Source organism: Microbacterium sp. CFBP 8801 (assembly GCF_014839455.1).
GTDB lineage: Bacteria > Actinomycetota > Actinomycetes > Actinomycetales > Microbacteriaceae > Microbacterium.
In genome coordinates, this window is sequence record NZ_JACYNU010000009.1 from 37884 (window position 1) to 55820 (window position 17937).

At 71.2% G+C, this 17937-nt stretch carries 14 protein-coding genes and 1 pseudogene; 10 read left to right on the top strand and 5 right to left on the bottom strand.

Going from position 1 to position 17937, the window contains the following annotated elements:
• The first annotated feature begins 104 nt into the window (after positions 1–104).
• Positions 105–1190 (top strand): YhjD/YihY/BrkB family envelope integrity protein, encoded by a 1086-nt coding sequence (locus IFR11_RS11575; protein WP_191916262.1) that lies wholly within the window; start codon positions 105–107, stop codon positions 1188–1190.
• Positions 1183–1917 (top strand): NAD(P)H-hydrate epimerase, encoded by a 735-nt coding sequence (locus IFR11_RS11580; protein ID WP_191916263.1) that lies wholly within the window; start codon positions 1183–1185, stop codon positions 1915–1917. Before IFR11_RS11575 ends, IFR11_RS11580 begins: the two co-directional genes overlap by 8 nt.
• Before the next feature lie 144 nt (positions 1918–2061).
• On the opposite strand, the gene IFR11_RS11585 is transcribed toward IFR11_RS11580, so the two are convergent.
• A complete protein-coding gene (locus tag IFR11_RS11585; RefSeq protein ID WP_191916264.1) occupies positions 2062–2817 on the bottom strand; it encodes a glutamine amidotransferase in 756 nt (251 codons plus the stop codon).
• Between the two features lie 68 nt (positions 2818–2885).
• Between IFR11_RS11585 and IFR11_RS11590 the strand changes: the two genes are divergently transcribed.
• Complete coding sequence (locus IFR11_RS11590; RefSeq protein ID WP_055835457.1) at positions 2886–3113, top strand: hypothetical protein; 228 nt, start codon at positions 2886–2888, stop codon at positions 3111–3113.
• Positions 3110–3760: a CYTH domain-containing protein gene (locus IFR11_RS11595; protein ID WP_191916323.1), complete on the top strand. Its 651-nt coding sequence runs from the start codon at positions 3110–3112 to the stop codon at positions 3758–3760. The genes IFR11_RS11590 and IFR11_RS11595 overlap by 4 nt, the downstream gene beginning before the upstream one ends.
• Before the next feature lie 8 nt (positions 3761–3768).
• Here the strand turns inward: IFR11_RS11595 and lpdA are convergent.
• Positions 3769–5152 (bottom strand): annotated as a pseudogene (lpdA, locus tag IFR11_RS11600) (dihydrolipoyl dehydrogenase); the annotation flags it as partial.
• 9 nt (positions 5153–5161) lie between these two features.
• Positions 5162–5824 carry a copper resistance protein CopC gene (locus IFR11_RS11605; protein WP_191916265.1) on the bottom strand — a complete coding sequence of 221 codons (663 nt, stop codon included), beginning with the start codon at positions 5822–5824 and terminating at the stop codon, positions 5162–5164.
• A gap of 352 nt (positions 5825–6176) precedes the next feature.
• Here IFR11_RS11605 and IFR11_RS11610 point away from each other — a divergent pair, with 352 nt between their 5' ends.
• From IFR11_RS11610 to IFR11_RS11620, 3 genes are all read left to right on the top strand, one after another.
• Entirely contained in the window at positions 6177–6671 is a 495-nt protein-coding gene (locus IFR11_RS11610; protein WP_055835469.1) for an FHA domain-containing protein, read from the top strand.
• On the top strand, positions 6671–7357 hold the full coding sequence (ftsR, locus tag IFR11_RS11615; protein WP_055835472.1) for a transcriptional regulator FtsR: 687 nt from the start codon (positions 6671–6673) through the stop codon (positions 7355–7357). Before IFR11_RS11610 ends, ftsR begins: the two co-directional genes overlap by 1 nt.
• Positions 7358–7453: 96 nt before the next feature.
• Positions 7454–7999: a MerR family transcriptional regulator gene (locus IFR11_RS11620; RefSeq protein WP_055835475.1), complete on the top strand. Its 546-nt coding sequence runs from the start codon at positions 7454–7456 to the stop codon at positions 7997–7999.
• Positions 8000–8208: 209 nt separating this feature from the next.
• Here IFR11_RS11620 and IFR11_RS11625 read toward each other — a convergent pair whose 3' ends face one another.
• The gene (locus tag IFR11_RS11625) at positions 8209–9021 is read right to left on the bottom strand and encodes a ParA family protein (RefSeq protein WP_055835478.1); all 813 of its coding nucleotides are present in this window, start codon (positions 9019–9021) and stop codon (positions 8209–8211) included.
• A 68-nt stretch (positions 9022–9089) separates the two neighbouring features.
• Between IFR11_RS11625 and IFR11_RS11630 the strand changes: the two genes are divergently transcribed.
• From IFR11_RS11630 to def, 3 genes are read left to right on the top strand one after another with little or no spacing between them, the layout of a single operon-like run.
• Positions 9090–12497, top strand: a complete 3408-nt coding sequence (locus tag IFR11_RS11630; protein ID WP_191916266.1) for a pyruvate carboxylase — start codon at positions 9090–9092, stop codon at positions 12495–12497.
• A gap of 46 nt (positions 12498–12543) precedes the next feature.
• Positions 12544–15318 (top strand): MinD/ParA family protein, encoded by a 2775-nt coding sequence (locus IFR11_RS16800; RefSeq protein ID WP_342030294.1) that lies wholly within the window; start codon positions 12544–12546, stop codon positions 15316–15318.
• Positions 15315–15806 carry a peptide deformylase gene (def, locus tag IFR11_RS11640; protein WP_055835481.1) on the top strand — a complete coding sequence of 164 codons (492 nt, stop codon included), beginning with the start codon at positions 15315–15317 and terminating at the stop codon, positions 15804–15806. The genes IFR11_RS16800 and def overlap by 4 nt, the downstream gene beginning before the upstream one ends.
• 166 nt (positions 15807–15972) lie before the next feature.
• Here def and IFR11_RS11645 read toward each other — a convergent pair whose 3' ends face one another.
• Positions 15973–17799: an AMP-binding protein gene (locus IFR11_RS11645; protein WP_191916267.1), complete on the bottom strand. Its 1827-nt coding sequence runs from the start codon at positions 17797–17799 to the stop codon at positions 15973–15975.
• Between the last annotated feature and the right edge of the window lie 138 nt (positions 17800–17937).

Sequence of the window (17937 nt, forward strand, 5' to 3'; positions counted from 1 at the left end):
CGGGTTCGAGAGCGTCGAGAGGCGCGCGGCCCGTTCGGCTGTCGCGCGCGGTCCGATCGGTCAACCCCGCTGGCCGGTCGTCTCGGCGTGGATACGCTGACCCCATGCCCGCCCTCATTCGTCGTGTCACCGCGTGGGCCCTGTCGCTCCGTGTCGTGCGCGCCTTCCTCGTCTACTCGGGGGCGCGTGGCCCCATGCTGGCCGACAGCGTGACCTACCGCACCCTGTTCAGCCTGTTCGCCGCGGTGCTGCTGGGCTTCTCGTTCGCCGCGCTCTGGCTCGCGGGGAACCCCGCCGGGTTGAGCGCCCTCACGAGCTCGGTGAACAGCGTGGTCCCCGGTCTCGTCGGCCCCAAGGGGCTGCTCGACGTGAGCAGCATCGATGCCCCGGCGGGCTTCACGCTGGGCGGCATCCTCGGAACCCTCGGTCTTCTGGGTGCCGCGATCGGCGCCATCGGCTCGCTGCGCTCCGCGCTGCGTCAGATCGCCGGGGTGACCACCGACGACACGCTGATCGTGTGGGTGCTGCTGCGCAACCTCGGCGTGGCCCTCGGCATCGGCGTCGCGCTCGTCGCCGCCGCGCTCGTGACGTTCGTCGCCACGGCCGGACTGACCTTCGTGCGCGAGCTCATCGGCGTGTCCGCCGACTCGTGGGTGACCGCGTTCTTCACGTGGCTCGTGTCGACCATCATTGTTCTGGCGCTCGACTCGGCCGCCATCGCGGTGGCGTTCGCGGCGTTGTCAGGGGTGCGCACCCGCCGCAGCACTCTCCTGCGCGGGGCCCTCCTCGGCGGCTTCGGCCTGGTGGTGCTCCAGCAGCTGTCGGGACTGTTCATCGGCGGCGCGAGCAACAACCCGCTGCTGGCGACGTTCGCCTCGCTGATCGCCCTTCTGCTCTGGCTCAACCTGTCGAGCCAGGTGATCCTGATCGCCGGGGCCTACATCACCGTGGCGACGGAAGAAGATCACGACCGCGTCCGCGCCAAGTTCGGCGCGTCGACGATGATCCAGTTCCGCGTCCGCCGCGCCGAGAAGGCCGTCCAGGCGGCGACCGGCGAGTTGACGGCCGCGCGCGAGGCCGAGACGAAGGAACGCGAGACGCTCGCCACCGCCGATCCCACCGCCGCCGCGCGCGAGAGCGAGGCCGAATCGAACGCCGGGGCGAAGGCCGGCGCTCAGACCGATGTCTGACCCGCGATCGGCCGTGCTGGCCACCGGTGAACGCGTCGCCGCCTACACGGCCGACGCGGTGCGGGCCGCCGAAGCCCCGCGGCTGGCCGAGGGGCACCCGCTCATGCGCTGGGCGGCGTCGGCCCTCGCCGAGATCGCCGCGGCCGAGTCGGCGCGGGCACCCGGCCCCGTGCTCGTGCTCGTCGGCGCCGGCGACAACGGCGGCGATGCGCTCTACGCCGCGGCCGAGCTCGCCCGGGGGCCCGAGCGCGTCGACGTCGTGCTGGTGCGCGACCGCGTGCACCGCGCCGCCTTCGACGCGGCCGTCGCCGCGGGCGCGCGCGTGCTGCCGGCGTCGGAGGTCTGCGCGCGGGTCGGCGACTACGCGCTGGTGCTCGACGGCATCCTGGGGATCGGGCGCCTGACCGACCGGCGGTTGCGCGGGGGTTCCCGGGCGATCGTCGAGTGCATCCTCGCGCTCCCCTCGGGTCGACCGCGGGTGATCGCCGTCGATGTGCCGAGCGGGCTCGACCCCGACGAGGGCACCGCGGATGCCGCCGTCCTCCCCGCCGACCTCACGGTCACGTTCGGTGCGCTCAAGGCGGGACTCGTCCGTGGGCGCGGACCCGAGCTCGCCGGACGCGTGCACCTCGTCGACCTCGGCCTCGACCCGTTCCTGCGCCGCGCGCACCCGGCCGTCACCGCGGCGCTCGACGTCGTGCGGGTCACGCCGCCGCAGCGCGCCTGAGCGGTCGCGGCGTCGCGGTCTCGCTCCGGAGCGACAGTCGCGTCCCCGGGCACGCCGAGCCCCTCGCGATTCGCACGAGGGCTCCGCAGCGACGCCGCGGGGGAGCGCTCGCGACGCGCACGGCCCCGAAAGGCGCGTGCGGCGTCAGCGCGCGTAGCGCTCGACGAACGTCCGCAGCAGGAGCGAGGGTGCCTCGACGGGCGCGCGTCGCACCGCGGCGAGCGTGAGGTCGAGCTCGTCGGCGGCGAAGTAGCCGAAGGCCGCATAGGCGTGGATCCGCGTGACGATCCCGTCGAGGTCGAGCTCCGGGTGGAACTGCGTCGCGTAGACGTTCTGCCCGAGCCGGAACATCTGCACCGGGCACGTGGAAGACGAGGCCAGCAGCACGGCGCTCGAGGGCAGCTCGCTGATCGCTTCTTTGTGGCCGACGAAGGCGGGGAAGGTTTCGGGAAGCCCCGCGGCGAGCGGGTCGTCGCGTCCCTCGGCGGTGAGGGTCACGTCGACGACGCTGATCGGCTCGGCGTACGTGCCGTCGATGGGTGCCCCCAGGTGCGTCCCCAGGGTGCCCACGCCGTAACAGGCGCCGAGGAACGGGGTGTCGCGCGCGACGACCGCCTCGACGAGTGCGGCGATCTCGGCCTCGACCCGCTGCTGCACCGCGGACTTGCGCTCGATCGGGTCCGAGGCGTTGAACGGACTTCCCCCGACCAGGATGCCGGAGATCTCGTCGAGGTCGAGATCGGGCATCGACTCGCGTTCCAGGCGCACACGCCGCAGGCGCTCGGGAGGCAGACCCGTGAACCGGAGGAAGAGTGCGTACTCCTCGTCTGCCGGGCCGTCCTGCGCGCGCGTGGCGAGAAGGACGAACGGGCGATCACCGGGCAGGTCCGTCCATGTCACCCGAGCGATTCTAAGCCCGCCCTGTCAAGGCGCGGGGCGCGGTCGGCCCCGCGGTCTACGCTGGCGGCATGGCTATTGCACGACTGACCGGAGGCCCGCTCGACGGGCAGGTGCTCCCCCTCGAGAACGAGACCGACGACACGCTGATCATGCCCTACAGCGAGGGACAGCTCGTCTACCGTCGCGACGGCGGTCTCGAGAACACCGGAGACGCCGACGGCCCCACGCAGGCGGTCTTCGTCTTCTCGGAGGAGACCGAGGACATCAACCCGAACGCCGACGGACGCGACGATTGAGCGCAGACTCGCACGGCGCCTCCAGCGTCGAGATCGAGTCGAAGTACGACGTCGACGACACCACACCCCTGCCCGACTGGTCGGCGCTGCCGGGTGTGGTGTCGGTCGGCGCGGCCGAACCGCGTGACCTCGACGCACGCTACGTCGACACGCCCGCGGCCGACCTGGCCCGCGCCGGCATCGCCGTGCGTCGACGCACCGGCGGCCCCGACGCCGGGTGGCATGTGAAGGGCCCGCTCGACGGCGCGGGTCGCACCGAGACGCACTGGCCGTTGGACGACGACACGTCCACCGCCCCCGGTGCAGACCCGGTGGTGCCTCCGGCGGTTCAGGATGCCGTCGCCGCTCACGCGGCGCCACCGTTCATCCCGCTCGCGCGGCTGCGGAACGACCGCACCGCGTACGCCCTGCTCGACGCCGACGGTGAGCAGGTCGCCGAGTTCGTCGACGATCACGTGCGCGCGCGCGATGAGCGCCGCGGCGTGGAATCGGCGTGGCGCGAGTGGGAGGTCGAGCTGGGCCCCGCCGGTCCCGCCGACGAGCAGGGGCGCGGGGCCTTCTTCGCCGCCGTCGACGCGGCGGTGTTCGCCGCGGGCGGTCGCCCCGCGGCATCCGGATCGAAGCTCGCTCGGGCGCCCGGCCGCTGACGCGCCTNTGTGCCCCGCGAGGCCGTGGAAGGCCTCTTGCAGGCCCTCCGACAGCGTCGGGTGGGTGTGCACGTTGCGGGCTGCTTCGAGAGCGGTGAGGTCCCACTTCTGCGCCAGCGTGAGCTCGGGCAGCAGCTCCGAGACGTCGGGGCCGATGAGGTGGCCGCCGATGAGCTCGAGGGTCTCGGCGTCGGCGACGAGCTTGACGAAACCGACGGGCTCGCCGAGGCCGTTCGCCTTGCCGTTGGCCGAGAACGGGAACTTCGACACCTTGATGTCGTGGCCCGCGTCGCGTGCCTGCTGCTCGGTCAGGCCGAACGAGGCGACCTGCGGGTTGCAGAACGTCGCACGCGGCATGTTGCGGTAGTCGCCGAGGGTCTGCGTCTCGGCATTGCCGATGGTCTCGGCCGCGACGACGCCCTGGGCCTCGGCCACGTGCGCGAGCTGCAGCTTCGCGGTGACGTCGCCGATGGAGTAGATGTGCGGCACGTTGGTGCGCATGTGGTCGTCGATCTCGATGGCGCCGCGCTCGGTGAGCTTCACGCCCGTGTTCTCGAGACCGAAGCCGTCGACCTTCGGCGCGAAGCCGATCGACATGAGCACGCGGCCGGCGTCGATCGACCCCTGCGAGCCGTCCTTCGCCGTGTAGGCGACGGTGACCTTGTCGCCGTGGTCGGTGACCGAGTCGACCTTGGTCGAGGTGAGGATGTCGACGCCGTAGCCCTTGTACTGCTTCTGGATCTCTTTCGAGACCTCGGCGTCTTCGTTGGGCAGGGCGCGATCGAGGAACTCGATGATGGTGACCTTCACGCCGTAGTTCGTCATGACGTAGGCGAACTCCATGCCGATGGCACCGGCGCCGACGATGACGATCGACTCGGGGAGCTCGCGGGTGAGGATCTGCTCCTCATAGGTCACGACGTTCTCGCTCAGCGTGACGCCCGGGAGCAGACGCACGGTGGAGCCCGTGGCGATGATGACGTTGTCGAAGGTGACCTGCTCCTTCGAGCCGTCGGTCTTGGTCACGTCGAGCGTGTGGTCGTCGGCGAAGTACCCGCGACCCTCGTACTCGGTGACCTTGTTCTTCTTCATCAGGTAGTGGATGCCCTTGACGTGACCGGCGGCCACCGACCGCGAACGGTCGAACGCCTTGCCGAAGTCGAAGTGCACGTCACCCGAGATGCCGAACATGTCGGCCTTCGCGTGGAAGGTGTGAGCGAGGTCGGCGTTGCGCAGAAGGGCCTTGGAGGGGATGCACCCGACGTTGAGGCACACACCGCCCCAGTACTTCTCTTCGACGATCGCGACCGAGAGTCCGAGCTGTGCGCCGCGGACGGCGGCCACATACCCGCCGGGACCCGCACCGAGAATGACCAGATCGTAATGAGGCATGCGCAAATCCTATCGCGCGGGGGTGCCGGTCGACCCGCCACCGGACGCACGACGACGGCCGCGCGACACGACGACGACGACGATCACCGCGGCGACCAGCACGAGCGCGACCACCAGCAGGATCCACGGCAGGGGAGAGGCCTCCGACGCGCTGTCCGCCGGGACGGCGGTGGCATCCGGAGTCGACGTGGGAGCGGCGCTCTCGGCCGGGGTCTGGCTCGCCGAGGGCGCGGGAGAGGAAGTGGGCGTGGCCGTCGCGGTCGGGGTGGGGGCGGCCGCGGGCACGGTGAACGAGAACGACCCGTCGATGGGGTGACCGTCGCTCGACACCACGCGCCAGAGCACCGAGACGGCGCCCGATGCGGGTCCGGCCAGCGGCTGCACGACGGTGCTGCCGTCGACGACCGGCGCGCCGGAGGTCAGCGACGCACCTGACGCGTCGGTGACCTGCACGACGGTGGCTCCGGGGTCGGTCAGCACATCGGCGCTGTAGGTGAAGGTGATCTCGGCGGGCAACGTCTCGAGCACGGCATCGACCGACGGGTCGGTCGAGACCAGCTCGTCGTGCGCTGCGGCGGGGAGCGCCGGCACGAGCAGAGCGGCGGCGGCCAGCAGGGCGGTCGCGAGGAGGGCGGGGAGGGTGCGCCGACGCGGCGCCACGGGGGAAGTCACTCTCCGACCCTAACGAGGCCTCCCGACACGGGCCTGGGAGCGTCCGTGACGCGCCCGCGTCGGGTGAGAGAAGGAGTGCGCGCGGGTGACCCGGAGCGGGGCGGTGTCCGTCCCGCGGGCCCGCCGCACCCGGGGCGCGGCATGACAACGATGACGCCGCGCGGGCGCGGACTCGACAGGGCCGTCTCCGGGTCGGTAGGTTCGAGTGTCCCCGCCTGGCCTTCCGCGACCCGAAACGCGTTGCCCGGCGTCGACGAACGAAGACACATCACGCATCATCACGGCCCGCGCGAGGCCGGTTCCCCCTCCCCAGGCGAACCGGTCGGGTTATGGTGAACGAGAAGGAGAAGCCGTGGACGAGACCCGCCGATTCGATCGCGACGACATTCGGCGCGCGGCTGACGCCGTCGCGTCCGAGCGTTCGCACGACACGACCGAGACCTTCGGCCACGACGCCGACCTGTCCTTCGTCCCCTTCGGCGCCGACCTCACCGAGGCCGAGCTCGAAGCCATCGACGCGCTTCCCGGAGGAGCCGCCCTTCTGATCGTGCGCTCCGGCCCGACCACCGGCGCCCGGTATCTGCTCGACACCGACGTCACCACGGTCGGACGCCACCCCGAGGCCGACCTCTTCTTCGACGACGTGACCGTCTCGCGTCGCCACGCCGAGATCATCCGCACGGGCACGGCGTTCGAGATCGTCGACCAGCGCTCGCTCAACGGGAGCTACGTCAACGGCGAACGCGTCGACCGCTCCGCCCTCGTCAACGGCGCCGAGGTGCGCATCGGCAAGTTCCGGCTGAACTTCTTCGGTTCGCCGGTCGACCTGCCCGCGGCAGAGCACTGATGGCGGCAGCCCCCTCCCGTGGTCGTCAGACGGCTGCGGGGCTGCTCAGCATCGGTCAGGTGCTCGCGCGTCTGACCCCCGATTTCCCGGCCCTCACCTCCAGCAAGCTGCGCTTCCTCGAGGTGCAGGGAATCGTCTCGCCCACGCGCACCGAGTCGGGCTACCGAAAGTTCTCGCCGGCCGACCTCGAGCGTCTGCGCATGGCGCTCACGCTGCAGCGCGACCACTACCTGCCGCTCGTCGTCATCCGCGACTACCTGGCCGAGCTCGACGCGGGCCGTAACCCCGCCCCGCCGACGTCGATCCCGTCGATGACCGCCGCCCCGCGCCGCTACCGGCGCGACGAGCTGCTGAGCACCGCGGGTGCCGGCCCCCAGCTGCTGAACGACGCCGTGAGCACCGGCGTGATCACGGCGGCCGAGACCTACCCGGAGCAGACCGTCGCGCTTCTGCGCGCCCTGGTCGCCCTCGACCGTCACGGGATCGAGCCCCGCCACGTGCGGGCGCTGCGACAGAGCGCGGAGCGCGAGGTTGCACTCGTCGAGTCGGCGATGTCGGCCCTGCTGCGGCGTCCCGACGCGGCATCCCGAGCCCGTGCGAGCGAGCTCGCGCCCGAGCTCGCCACCCGTCTCGACGAGGTGCGGGGGATGTTCGTGCGCGAAGCGCTCGAGCGGATCCTGTCCTGATTGCGACACGCCGCAGCCCCCGACGCGGATGTCATTGCCGGGGGACCCTCGCTGATCTAGCGTGGAAGGAACGAACCGATGAGGAGGAACGCGAGCATGAACGCTGGCGACGCACTCGGTGAACCCCGGTTCGCTTCAGATCTCCTCTTCACCGACGGTCTGCCCGAGATGGACGACGACACCGGTTATCGCGGCGCCGTCGCCGCCCGTGCCGCCGGCATCACGTACCGTCAGCTCGACTACTGGGCCCGCACCGAACTCGTCGTTCCGACCGTCCGCGGGGCGAGCGGCTCGGGTTCGCAGCGTCTGTACGGCTTCCGCGACATCCTCGTGCTCAAGCTCGTCAAGCGTCTGCTCGACACCGGCATCTCGCTGCAGCAGATCCGCACCGCCGTCGATCAGCTCCGCGCCGCGGGGATCCGCGACCTCGCCGGCACCACGCTGATGAGCGACGGGGCCTCGGTCTACCTGTGCACCTCGAACGACGAGGTCATCGACCTGGTCAGCCGGGGTCAGGGCGTCTTCGGCATCGCGGTCGGCAAGGTGCTGCGCGAGGTCGAGTCGACGCTGGTCGACTTCGAGTCGGCCACGTCCGACTCCGTCGACGAGCTGGCGGCCCGTCGTGCCGCCCGCACCGCCTGACCGCACCCCGCACCTCTCCGCCCCCCCGGATGCCACGGCATCCCGGTTTCGCTTGTCCCGCGCCCGAGGGGCCACGTTCTGTCGCTTCGCCCCGACCCGAGGCGACAATGCTCGGCGACTCACGCGGGGGTGACCAGGGGGAGCGAGACGAGAGACGCCGCCCGGCTGCGGAGCAGCGGGACGGCGTCTCGTCGGAAAAGCGGCGTCGGTCAGGCCTGCGGGGCCTCGTTCTCGACGGGGATGCGGCCGGTGCGCACGATCCGGTCGAGCAGGGCATCGAAGTCGGCGGCGAGTTCCTGCGCGCTGTCGCCGGGCCAGACGTGCAGCGGCTTGGCCGCACCCTGCGCCTGCTGCAGCGACGTGCGCTCGGGCAGCTGCGGGTTGAGCACGAGGGGGCCGAACATGTCGCGGAGCTCCTTGATGCGGAACTGGTGCTCGATCGACTGCGGGCGCACGCGGTTCACCACGACGCCGAGGGGCTGCAGTCGCGGCGAGAGACCGCGGCGGATCTCCTCGATCGCGCGGAGCGCGCGGTCGGCGGCGGCCACCGAGAACAGGCCCGGCTCGGTCACCACGACGACGCGGTCGCTCGCCGCCCACGCGGTGCGCGTGAGGGCGTTCAGCGACGGGGCGCAGTCGATGAGCACGAGGTCGTAGTCGGCCTCGATCGTCGCGAGCGCCTCTTCGAGCTTCCACACATCGCGGACGCTCGGGTGCGGACCGTCGAAGTTGATGGCCGAGGGGCTGCCGATGAGCACATCGATCGTGCCGGGGTGGACCTTCGCCCAGCCGCTCGAGGTGATCGCCTGACGGACGACCTTCTCTTTCGGGTTCGCGAGGACATCGGCGATGTTGAGACGGCCGGCGACCTGGATGTCCATACCGGTCGACACATCGGACTGGGGGTCGAGGTCGACGACGAGAGTGCGAACGCCACGTGCGAAGGCAGCGGATGCCAGCCCGAGCGTCACGGTCGTCTTGCCGACCCCGCCTTTCAAAGAGCTGACGGAGAGTACGTGCACGAGAGTCCACGTTACCGTCCCCTAGGCTGTGAGCACATTCAGCTCCGCCAGCTTGACGTGAGGTGCGCATGTTCTCGAAGATTCTGGTCGCCAATCGGGGAGAGATCGCCATCCGCGCGTTCCGAGCCGCCTACGAGGTCGGCGCGCGCACGGTCGCGGTCTACCCCTACGAGGACCGTGCGTCGCTGCACCGCCTGAAGGCCGACGAGGCCTACCAGATCGGCGAGCGCGGCCACCCGGTGCGCGCGTACCTCGACGTCGACGAGATCATCCGCGTCGCACGCGAATGCGGGGCGGATGCCATCTACCCGGGCTACGGGTTCCTCTCCGAGAACCCCGAGCTCGCCGAGAAGGCCGCCGCCCACGGCATCACCTTCATCGGCCCGCCCGCCGAGGTGCTGTCGATGGCGGGCAACAAGGTCACCGCCAAAGAGCACGCGGTCGCCGCCGGCGTTCCGGTGCTGCGCTCCACCGCGGCCTCCGACGACATCGACGCCCTGGTCGCGCAGGCCGACGACATCGGCTTCCCGCTCTTCGCCAAGGCCGTGGCCGGCGGCGGCGGGCGCGGCATGCGTCGCGTCGAGGCACTCGGCGAACTCGCCCCGGCTCTGGCCGAGGCGATGCGCGAAGCGCAGAGCGCCTTCGGCGACGCGCGCATGTTCCTCGAACAGGCCGTGCAGCGTCCCCGCCATATCGAGGTGCAGATCCTCGCGGATGCCACGGGCGAGACCATCCACCTGTTCGAGCGCGACTGCTCGGTGCAGCGCCGGCACCAGAAGGTCATCGAGATCGCCCCCGCGCCCAACCTCGACGAGACGGTGCGACAGGACCTGCACCGCTACGGGGTCGCGTTCGCCCGGTCGATCGGCTACCAGAACGCCGGAACCGTCGAGTTCCTGCTCGAGACCGCGGGGCCGCGCACCGGCGAGGTCGTCTTCATCGAGATGAACCCCCGCATCCAGGTCGAGCACACCGTGACCGAGGAGGTCACCGACGTCGACCTCGTGCAGTCGCAGATGCGCATCGCTGCCGGCGAGACTCTCGCCGACCTGCACCTCACGCAGGACGAGGTGCACCTGCGCGGTGCCGCCCTGCAGTGCCGCATCACCACCGAGGACCCCACGCAGGGCTTCCGCCCCGACACCGGCAAGATCACCACGTACCGTTCGCCGGGCGGCGCCGGCATCCGTCTCGACGGCGGCACGACCGCCGCGGGCTCGCAGGTGAGCCCGCACTTCGACTCGATGCTGTCGAAGCTCAGCTGCCGCGGCCGCGACTTCCCGGCAGCCGTCGCCCGCGCCCGCCGTGCCCTGGCGGAGTTCCGCATCCGCGGGGTGTCGACGAACATCTCGTTCCTGCGGGCGGTGCTCGACGATCCCGCCTTCGTGGCGGGCGACCTCAGCACCTCGTTCATCGATGAGCGCCCCGAGCTGCTGGCGGGCCGCGAGTCGAAGGACCGCGGTACCAAGGTGCTGTCGTGGCTCGTCGACACCACGGTGAACCGACCGAACGGCGAGAACCCGCTGTCGATCGACCCGGGTGCCAAGCTCCCCGCGCTCGACCTCGTGGAGCCCGCGCCCGCGGGCTCGCGCCAGCGCCTGCAGGAGCTCGGGCCCGTCGGCTTTGCCCGAGCGCTGCGGGAGCAGACGGCTCTCGCGGTCACCGAGACGACGTTCCGCGACGCCCACCAGTCTCTGCTCGCCACCCGCGTGCGCACCCGTGACCTCGCCCGCGTCGCGCCGTACGTCGCGCGCATGACGCCCGGCCTGCTGTCGGTCGAGGCCTGGGGCGGCGCGACGTACGACGTCGCCCTGCGCTTCCTCGGCGAAGACCCGTGGGAGCGCCTCGACGCCCTCCGCGCCGCGCTCCCGAACGTCGCGATCCAGATGCTCCTGCGCGGGCGGAACACCGTCGGGTACACCCCGTACCCCACCGAGGTCACCCACGCATTCGTCGCCGAGGCAGCGGCATCCGGTGTCGACATCTTCCGCATCTTCGACGCCCTCAACGACGTCTCGCAGATGCGCCCGGCGATCGACGCGGTGCTCGCGACCGGAACCGCGGTGGCCGAGGTGGCCATCTGCTACACCGGCGACCTTCTCGACCCGGCCGAGACCCTGTACACGCTCGACTACTACCTGGCGCTCGCCGAACAGATCGTCGACGCGGGCGCGCACATCCTCGCCATCAAAGACATGGCGGGTCTGCTGCGCCCGGCCGCGGCGTCGCGCCTGGTCACGGCGCTGCGCGAGAGGTTCGACCTGCCCGTGCACGTGCACACCCACGACACCGCCGGGGGACAGCTCGCCACCCTGCTGGCCGCCTCGGCGGCGGGGGCGGATGCCGTGGACGCGGCCGCCGCTCCCATGGCGGGCACCACGAGCCAGCCGTCGTTGTCGGCCCTGGTCGCCGCCCTCGCGCACACCGAGCGCGACACCGGGCTGGATCTCGAGGCCGTGAGCGACCTGGAGCCGTACTGGGAGGCCGTGCGCCACCTGTACCGTCCGTTCGAGTCGGGCCTCTCGGGCCCCACCGGCCGCGTGTACCGTCACGAGATCCCGGGTGGCCAGCTGTCGAACCTGCGTCAGCAGGCCATCGCGCTGGGCCTGTCCGACGACTTCGAGCTCATCGAGGACATGTACGCCGCCGCCGATCGCATCCTGGGGCGCGTTCCCAAGGTCACCCCGTCGTCGAAGGTGGTGGGCGATCTCGCCCTGCACCTCGCCGCGGTCAAGGCGGACCCCGCCGACTTCGAGCAGAACCCCGACAAGTACGACGTCCCCGATTCGGTCGTGTCGTTCATGGCGGGCGAGCTCGGCGACCTGCCCGGTGGGTGGCCGGAGCCGTTCCGATCGAAGGTGCTCGCCGGTCGCGACGTGAAGATCGGCGTCACGCCCCTCTCCGACGACGACACGGCCGCCCTCGCGGGAGCCCCGGCCGAGCGCCGCGCGCGCCTCAACCATCTGCTGTTCCCCGGGCCCACGCGCATCTTCGAGGAGATGCGCGCGTCGTACGGCGATCTCAGCGTGCTCGACACGGCCGACTACCTGTACGGACTCCGCGCGGGCGGGGAGCACACCGTCGAGATCGAGCGCGGCGTGCAGCTGTTCGTGGGCCTCGAGGCCGTGGGCGACGCCGACGACAAGGGCATGCGCACCGTCATGACCACGCTCAACGGGCAGCTGCGCCCCGTGTTCGTGCGTGATCGCTCCGTCAACGTCGAGGCGCGTCAGGCCGAGAAGGCCGACACGTCCACGCCGGGGCAGGTCGCGGCTCCCTTCTCGGGCGTGGTCACCATCAAGGCCGCGGTCGGCGACCAGGTCACCGCGGGTCAGGCCGTCGCATCGATCGAGGCGATGAAGATGGAGGCCGCGATCGCGGCGTCCGTCGACGGTGTCGTCGAACGTGTCGCCATCGCTACCACACAGCAGGTGGAAGCGGGAGACCTTTTGCTGGTAATCCGCCACGCGCAGTAACCTGGGAGGGGGCGCTTTCGCGCCCTCTTCCCGTTTGGAGACTGCAGTGACCCCCGACCGCACCGACGCGAACCCCGACGAGAACGCAGAACACGGCGTCCTCGACGAGAGCGGGAACCTCGACACCGCCAGCATCACGATCCTCGGAGGACACATCGCCCAGGTCAACGTCGACCTGCCGACCGTGTCCGACGACGACGACCTCGACGACGACGTCATCGAGGACGAGGTCGTGATCGACGACGCCGACCTGCGCCCCCTCGAGGCGCCCGAGTTCCGCGATTCTCCCCTCGAGCGTTCCACCGAGATCGTCCACGAGCCGCACGTCGAGCAGCTGCCGACCGGCGACATCATCCTCGAACCGCACCATGACGAGGCCTCTGTCGGCGACGCCGAAGACGGCGATCACGACATCCACGACGCCGAGATCGTGCACGACGACGACCAGACCGGTCATGCGTCGGTGGGCGATACGTGGGTCGACGTGGCCGTCGCTCACGCGACGGCGGACGACGAGGGGGATGCCGGCGCCACCGACGCGCGGGAGGATTCCGCGCCGTCGCACGCGCACGAGTCTCATGCCGCCGAGTCGGAGGTCGACGAGACCTCGGAGCCCGAGAGCACGGACGTAGACCGCGGCGAGGCGGAGCACGGCCACGACGTCGGCGGTCAGGACTCGGAGGACGACGTCGTCGAGAGCGACGTCGTCGAGACCGACCGCGGCGATACGCACCGCGGCGATGCGCACGGCGGCGATGCGCCCGCCGTCGACCCGCAGGACGACGCTGCGGACCACGACGACGACGCTCACGCCCCGGACACGCACGGCGCGGAAGCTCACGCGTTCGACGGAGTGACGTCGTCGGCCGACGACGAGGAGAGCGGCGTGAACGAGAGCTCCGCCGCCCTCGACGACCTCCACGACGTCGAGATCGTCGACGACGCCGAACTGTTCGCCGCGGATGCCGCGGACGGAGACGTCGAGCAGACCGAGCTGACCGCCGATCCGGCGCTGGCCGCGCCCGCCGATCCCGAGGGCGATGCGCAGCGGGAGGCCGAGTCGACCGACGTCGCGCGCACCGAGATCGATGACGACGTCACCGAGTCCGCAGGTTCCGACACCGCGGCCGAGGCCGTCGGGCTGCGCGCCGACGACGAGAGCGCGCGTGAGGCCGCCGTCGTTTCCGACGTCGACGCCTCGACGTCGCTCACGCGTGCTCCGTGGGTTCCCGCCCCCGCGGCGGGCGGACCCCGTGCCGAGGCCGAGGCGCCCGGCGAAGACGACGCGCACACCGACACCGACACCGGCACCGACGCGCACGCGGACATCGCCGCGGCCGTCGACACCGACCTTCCCGTCGAGGCAGGTGACACCGCCGCAGAGGCTTCCGCCAGCACGTCCGCGGAACAGGCCGATGTGCCCGACGCCGAGCAGCTCGACGCGCGCCCGGTCGTCCGCGAGTTCGAAACGTCTTCGACGTCGATCGTGATGGAGACCCCCACCGATGACGTCGCGGCGGCCGCGGCATCCACCGGTGCCCCGTCCGCCACCGGCGCCACCCCGATCGAGCCGAAGGCGTCGACCACCGCGTCGACCACAGTGACCCCCGAGCCCGCGTCCCACGCGGACGAGGTCGCACAGGCCGAGGTCGCACCGCGGAAGGCCACCGCCCCGGCCACCGGGACGGTCCCGACCACCCGCGCCGAGCGCGCGGCGACCGGCGTGATCGGAACGGTGCCGCTCACCCGCCGCAGCGCCCAGCAGGCCGACGAGGCCGCGCGCGTCGGGCGCGCCCACGCGCTCGAACGCGTCAAGACGCCCGAGCCCGAGGTGTCGCTCACGAGCAAGCGTCTCGGCCAGGTGGGGGACACGCGTGAGAGCGCCGACCTGCTCACCGCCGACCGGCTGCTCGATCCGCGGCAGATCGCCCGCCCCGAGCCCGAGGGCCTGTGGCGTCAGCTGGTGTACTCGGTGTCGGGTCACCGCATCAACCTCGGCGACGGCCGTCGTGCGCGCCAGCGCAAAGAGCTCGACCGCCGCATCTCGGCCCCGCTCGTCGGCGGTGCGCGATTCGTGCCGGTGCTCTCGCGCAAGGGCGGCGTCGGCAAGACGACCGTGACGTCGCTGCTGGGTATGGCCCTGGCCGACGCCCGCGAGGACCGCATCATCGCGGTCGACGCCAACCCCGACCGCGGAACCCTCGCCGATCGTGTCGGGAGCGCCAACGGCCGCACCGTGCGCGACCTCGTCCGCGCGCACGACGAGATGTCGGGATACAACGACGTCTCCTCGATCGTGGCCCGGGATGCCACGCGCCTGGACGTGCTGGCATCCGATACCGACCCGCGGGTGTCGGAGGCCTTCAGCGACGACGACTACCGTCAGGTCGCCGACGTCGCCGCGCACTACTATTCGATCGTGCTGACCGACACCGGCACGGGCATCGTCCACTCGGTGATGGGGGCCACCCTCGAGCTCGCGGACACGCTCGTCATCGTCGCCGGCCTCTCGGTCGACGAGGCCCGCCTGGCGTCGGAGACGCTGACGTGGCTCGAGACGAACGGGTACACGACGCAGGTGCGCGATGCCGTCGTCGTGCTCAACAACTCGCGGCCCGGTGCACCGCTCGTGCGCGAGAGCGAGCTCGAGGCGCACTTCCGCTCGCGCGTGCGCACCGTCATCCGCATGCCGTACGACGCGCGCATCGCCGCGGGCAGCGCGATCACGTTCCGCGAGCTGCAGCCGGCTACCCGCCAGGCGGCCCGCGAGCTCGCGGCGGCCGTGGTCGAAGGGCTTCGCGCTCCGGTGGCCGCGGCATGACCGTCCGTGCGATCCGGCTGTTCGGCGACCCCGTGCTCCGCGCCGTCAGCGCGCCCATCGAGACGATCGACGACGGCATCCGCTCGCTCGTGCGGGATCTGCTCGACACGGTCGCGCTCCCCGGCCGGGCCGGAGTCGCGGCCCCCCAGATCGGGGTGAACCTGCGCGCCTTCAGCTACAACATCGACGGTGACATCGGCTACGTGCTGAACCCCGTGCTGGTCGAGACCCGTGGCGAGCCGCAGCCGGTGGGAGAGGGCTGCCTCTCGGTTCCGGGCCTCTGGCACGACGCGCAGCGATTCCCCTGGGCGCGGGTCGAGGGCATCGACCTCGACGGCGAACCGGTCGTGCTCGAGGGTGAGGGCTTGCTCGCCCAGGCGCTGCAGCACGAGACCGACCACCTCGACGGCATGCTGTACCTGTCGCGTCTTCCCGCCGACACGCGCCGCGAGGCCATGCGCCAGGTGCGCGAGAGCGACTGGTTCTGACCCGCACGCCGTCGCATCCGGTCGGGCGCATCGTCTGCGCTGCGCGCGGGGTGAATCCGATCCGCTGCGGAGGGACTGAGGTCGCGCGCGTCGCGGAGGTCATGCGCCGTCGACGGAGAACGGCCCGGCCCCCACGCGGGGGACCGGGCCGTTCGCGTCGCGCCCGTCAGGGCAGCGAGACGTTCGTGGTGTTGACCGGCACCGCGTAGATGTCCTCGATGTCGTCGGCGAAGTCGGCCACGATGACGTTGCGCTTGATGCTCATCTTCGGCGTGAGGTGGCCGCTGGCCTCGGTCCACTCCGTGGGCAGGATGGTGAACTTGCGGATCGACTCCGCGCGGGACACCCGCGCGTTGGCCCGGTCGATGGCGCCCTGCACCTCGGCGCGCACCTTCTCGTTCGCCGCGGCGGCGGTGAGCGTCATGTCGGAGGGCAGGCCGTTGTTGGCGAGCCACGTGGGGAGCATCTCGGAGTCCAGGGTCACGAGGGCCGAGATGAACGGCTTGTGGTCTCCGACGACGACGACCTGGCCGACGATCGGGTTCGCGCGGATGGGGTCTTCGAGAGCCGCGGGGGCGACGTTCTTGCCGCCGGCGGTGACGATGATCTCTTTCTTGCGACCGGTGATCGAAAGGAAGCCGTCGCTGTCGAAGGCGCCGATGTCACCCGTCTTGAACCACTCGCCGTCGAACGCCTCGGCGGTGGCCTCGGGGTTCTGCCAGTACTCGCGGAAGACGTTGATGCCCCGCACCTGGATCTCGCCGTCGTCGGCCAGACGCACGCCCACGCCGGGCAGCACCGGACCGACCGAGCCGATCTTCGACTTCGTGGCGAGGTTGACCGTCGCCGGCGCCGTGGTCTCGGTGAGGCCGTAGCCCTCGAGGATGACCACGCCGAGGCTGCGGAAGAAGTGACCGAGCCGGGGGCCGAGCGGAGCCGACCCCGACACCGCGTACACGATCCGCCCGCCCATGGCATCCCGCAGCTTCGCGTACACGAGCTTGTCGAACAGTGCGAACTTGATTCTGAGGCCCAGCGGGATGGACCGGCCGTCCTGCAGACGCTCGGAGTGCTCGATGGCCGCGGCGGCGGCCGCGCGGAAGATCTTGCCCTTGCCGCCGGCCTCGGCCTTCTGCTCGGCCGAGTTGTAGACCTTCTCGAACACGCGCGGCACGGCCAGCAGGAACGAGGGCCGGAACGAGCCGAGCGCGGGAAGCAGCTGCTTCGTGTCGGGCTGGTGGCCGGTCTTGACACCGGCGTGCACGTTCAGCAGCGAGATGAAGCGGGCGAAGACGTGCGCCGTCGTGATGAACAGCAGCGTCGAGGCGCCGGGCGTCTCGACGACCTCGTGCAGCGCCTTGGCGGAGTTGCGGGCGAGTTCGACGAAGTTGCTGTGCACCAGCACGCAGCCCTTCGGGCGTCCCGTCGACCCCGAGGTGTAGATGAGGGTCGCGACATCCGACGCCTTGGCCAGGTGGCGGCGGCGCTCGATCTCTTCGTCGGTGATGTGCCCGCCCCCGGCCACGAGCGTGTCGAGCGCGCCCGTGTGCATCTGCCACACGTCGCGGATGAGCGGCACGTCGCTGCGCACCTCGTCGAGGCGTTCGGCGTGCTCCGCCGACTCCAGGACGACGGCGATGGCGCCCGAATCCGAGAGGATCCACGAGATCTGCGCGGGGGAGCTCGTCTCGTACACCGGCACCATCACGGCGCCGGCGTAGAACAGCGCGAAATCGACGAGCGTCCAGTCGTAGGTCGTGCGCGCGATGAACGCCACCTTCTCGCCGGGCTGGATGCCCGCGGCGACGAATCCCTTCGCGAGCGCGATCACCTGCCGTTCGAACTCCGAGGCGGTGACGTCGCGCCATCCGTCGGCATCGGGCACCGCGAACAACGCGCGGTCGGGGGTCGCCCGCACGCGGTCGGCCAGCAGGTCGGACGTGTTGGCGTCCGGGTCGGCGGCGACGAGGGGGGAGAGGTCGAACTGGATCACGGTAACTCCTTTGGCACCGGAAGAACGTCGAGCGGTTCGTCGAGTCTATCCGCACGTCTTTCCCTGCCCCGGGTGAAGTGCGTTCCTCGCACGGGTGTCCCGGGTGGCTAGACTGCTCCGGGCCGGCCGAGCGGTGGG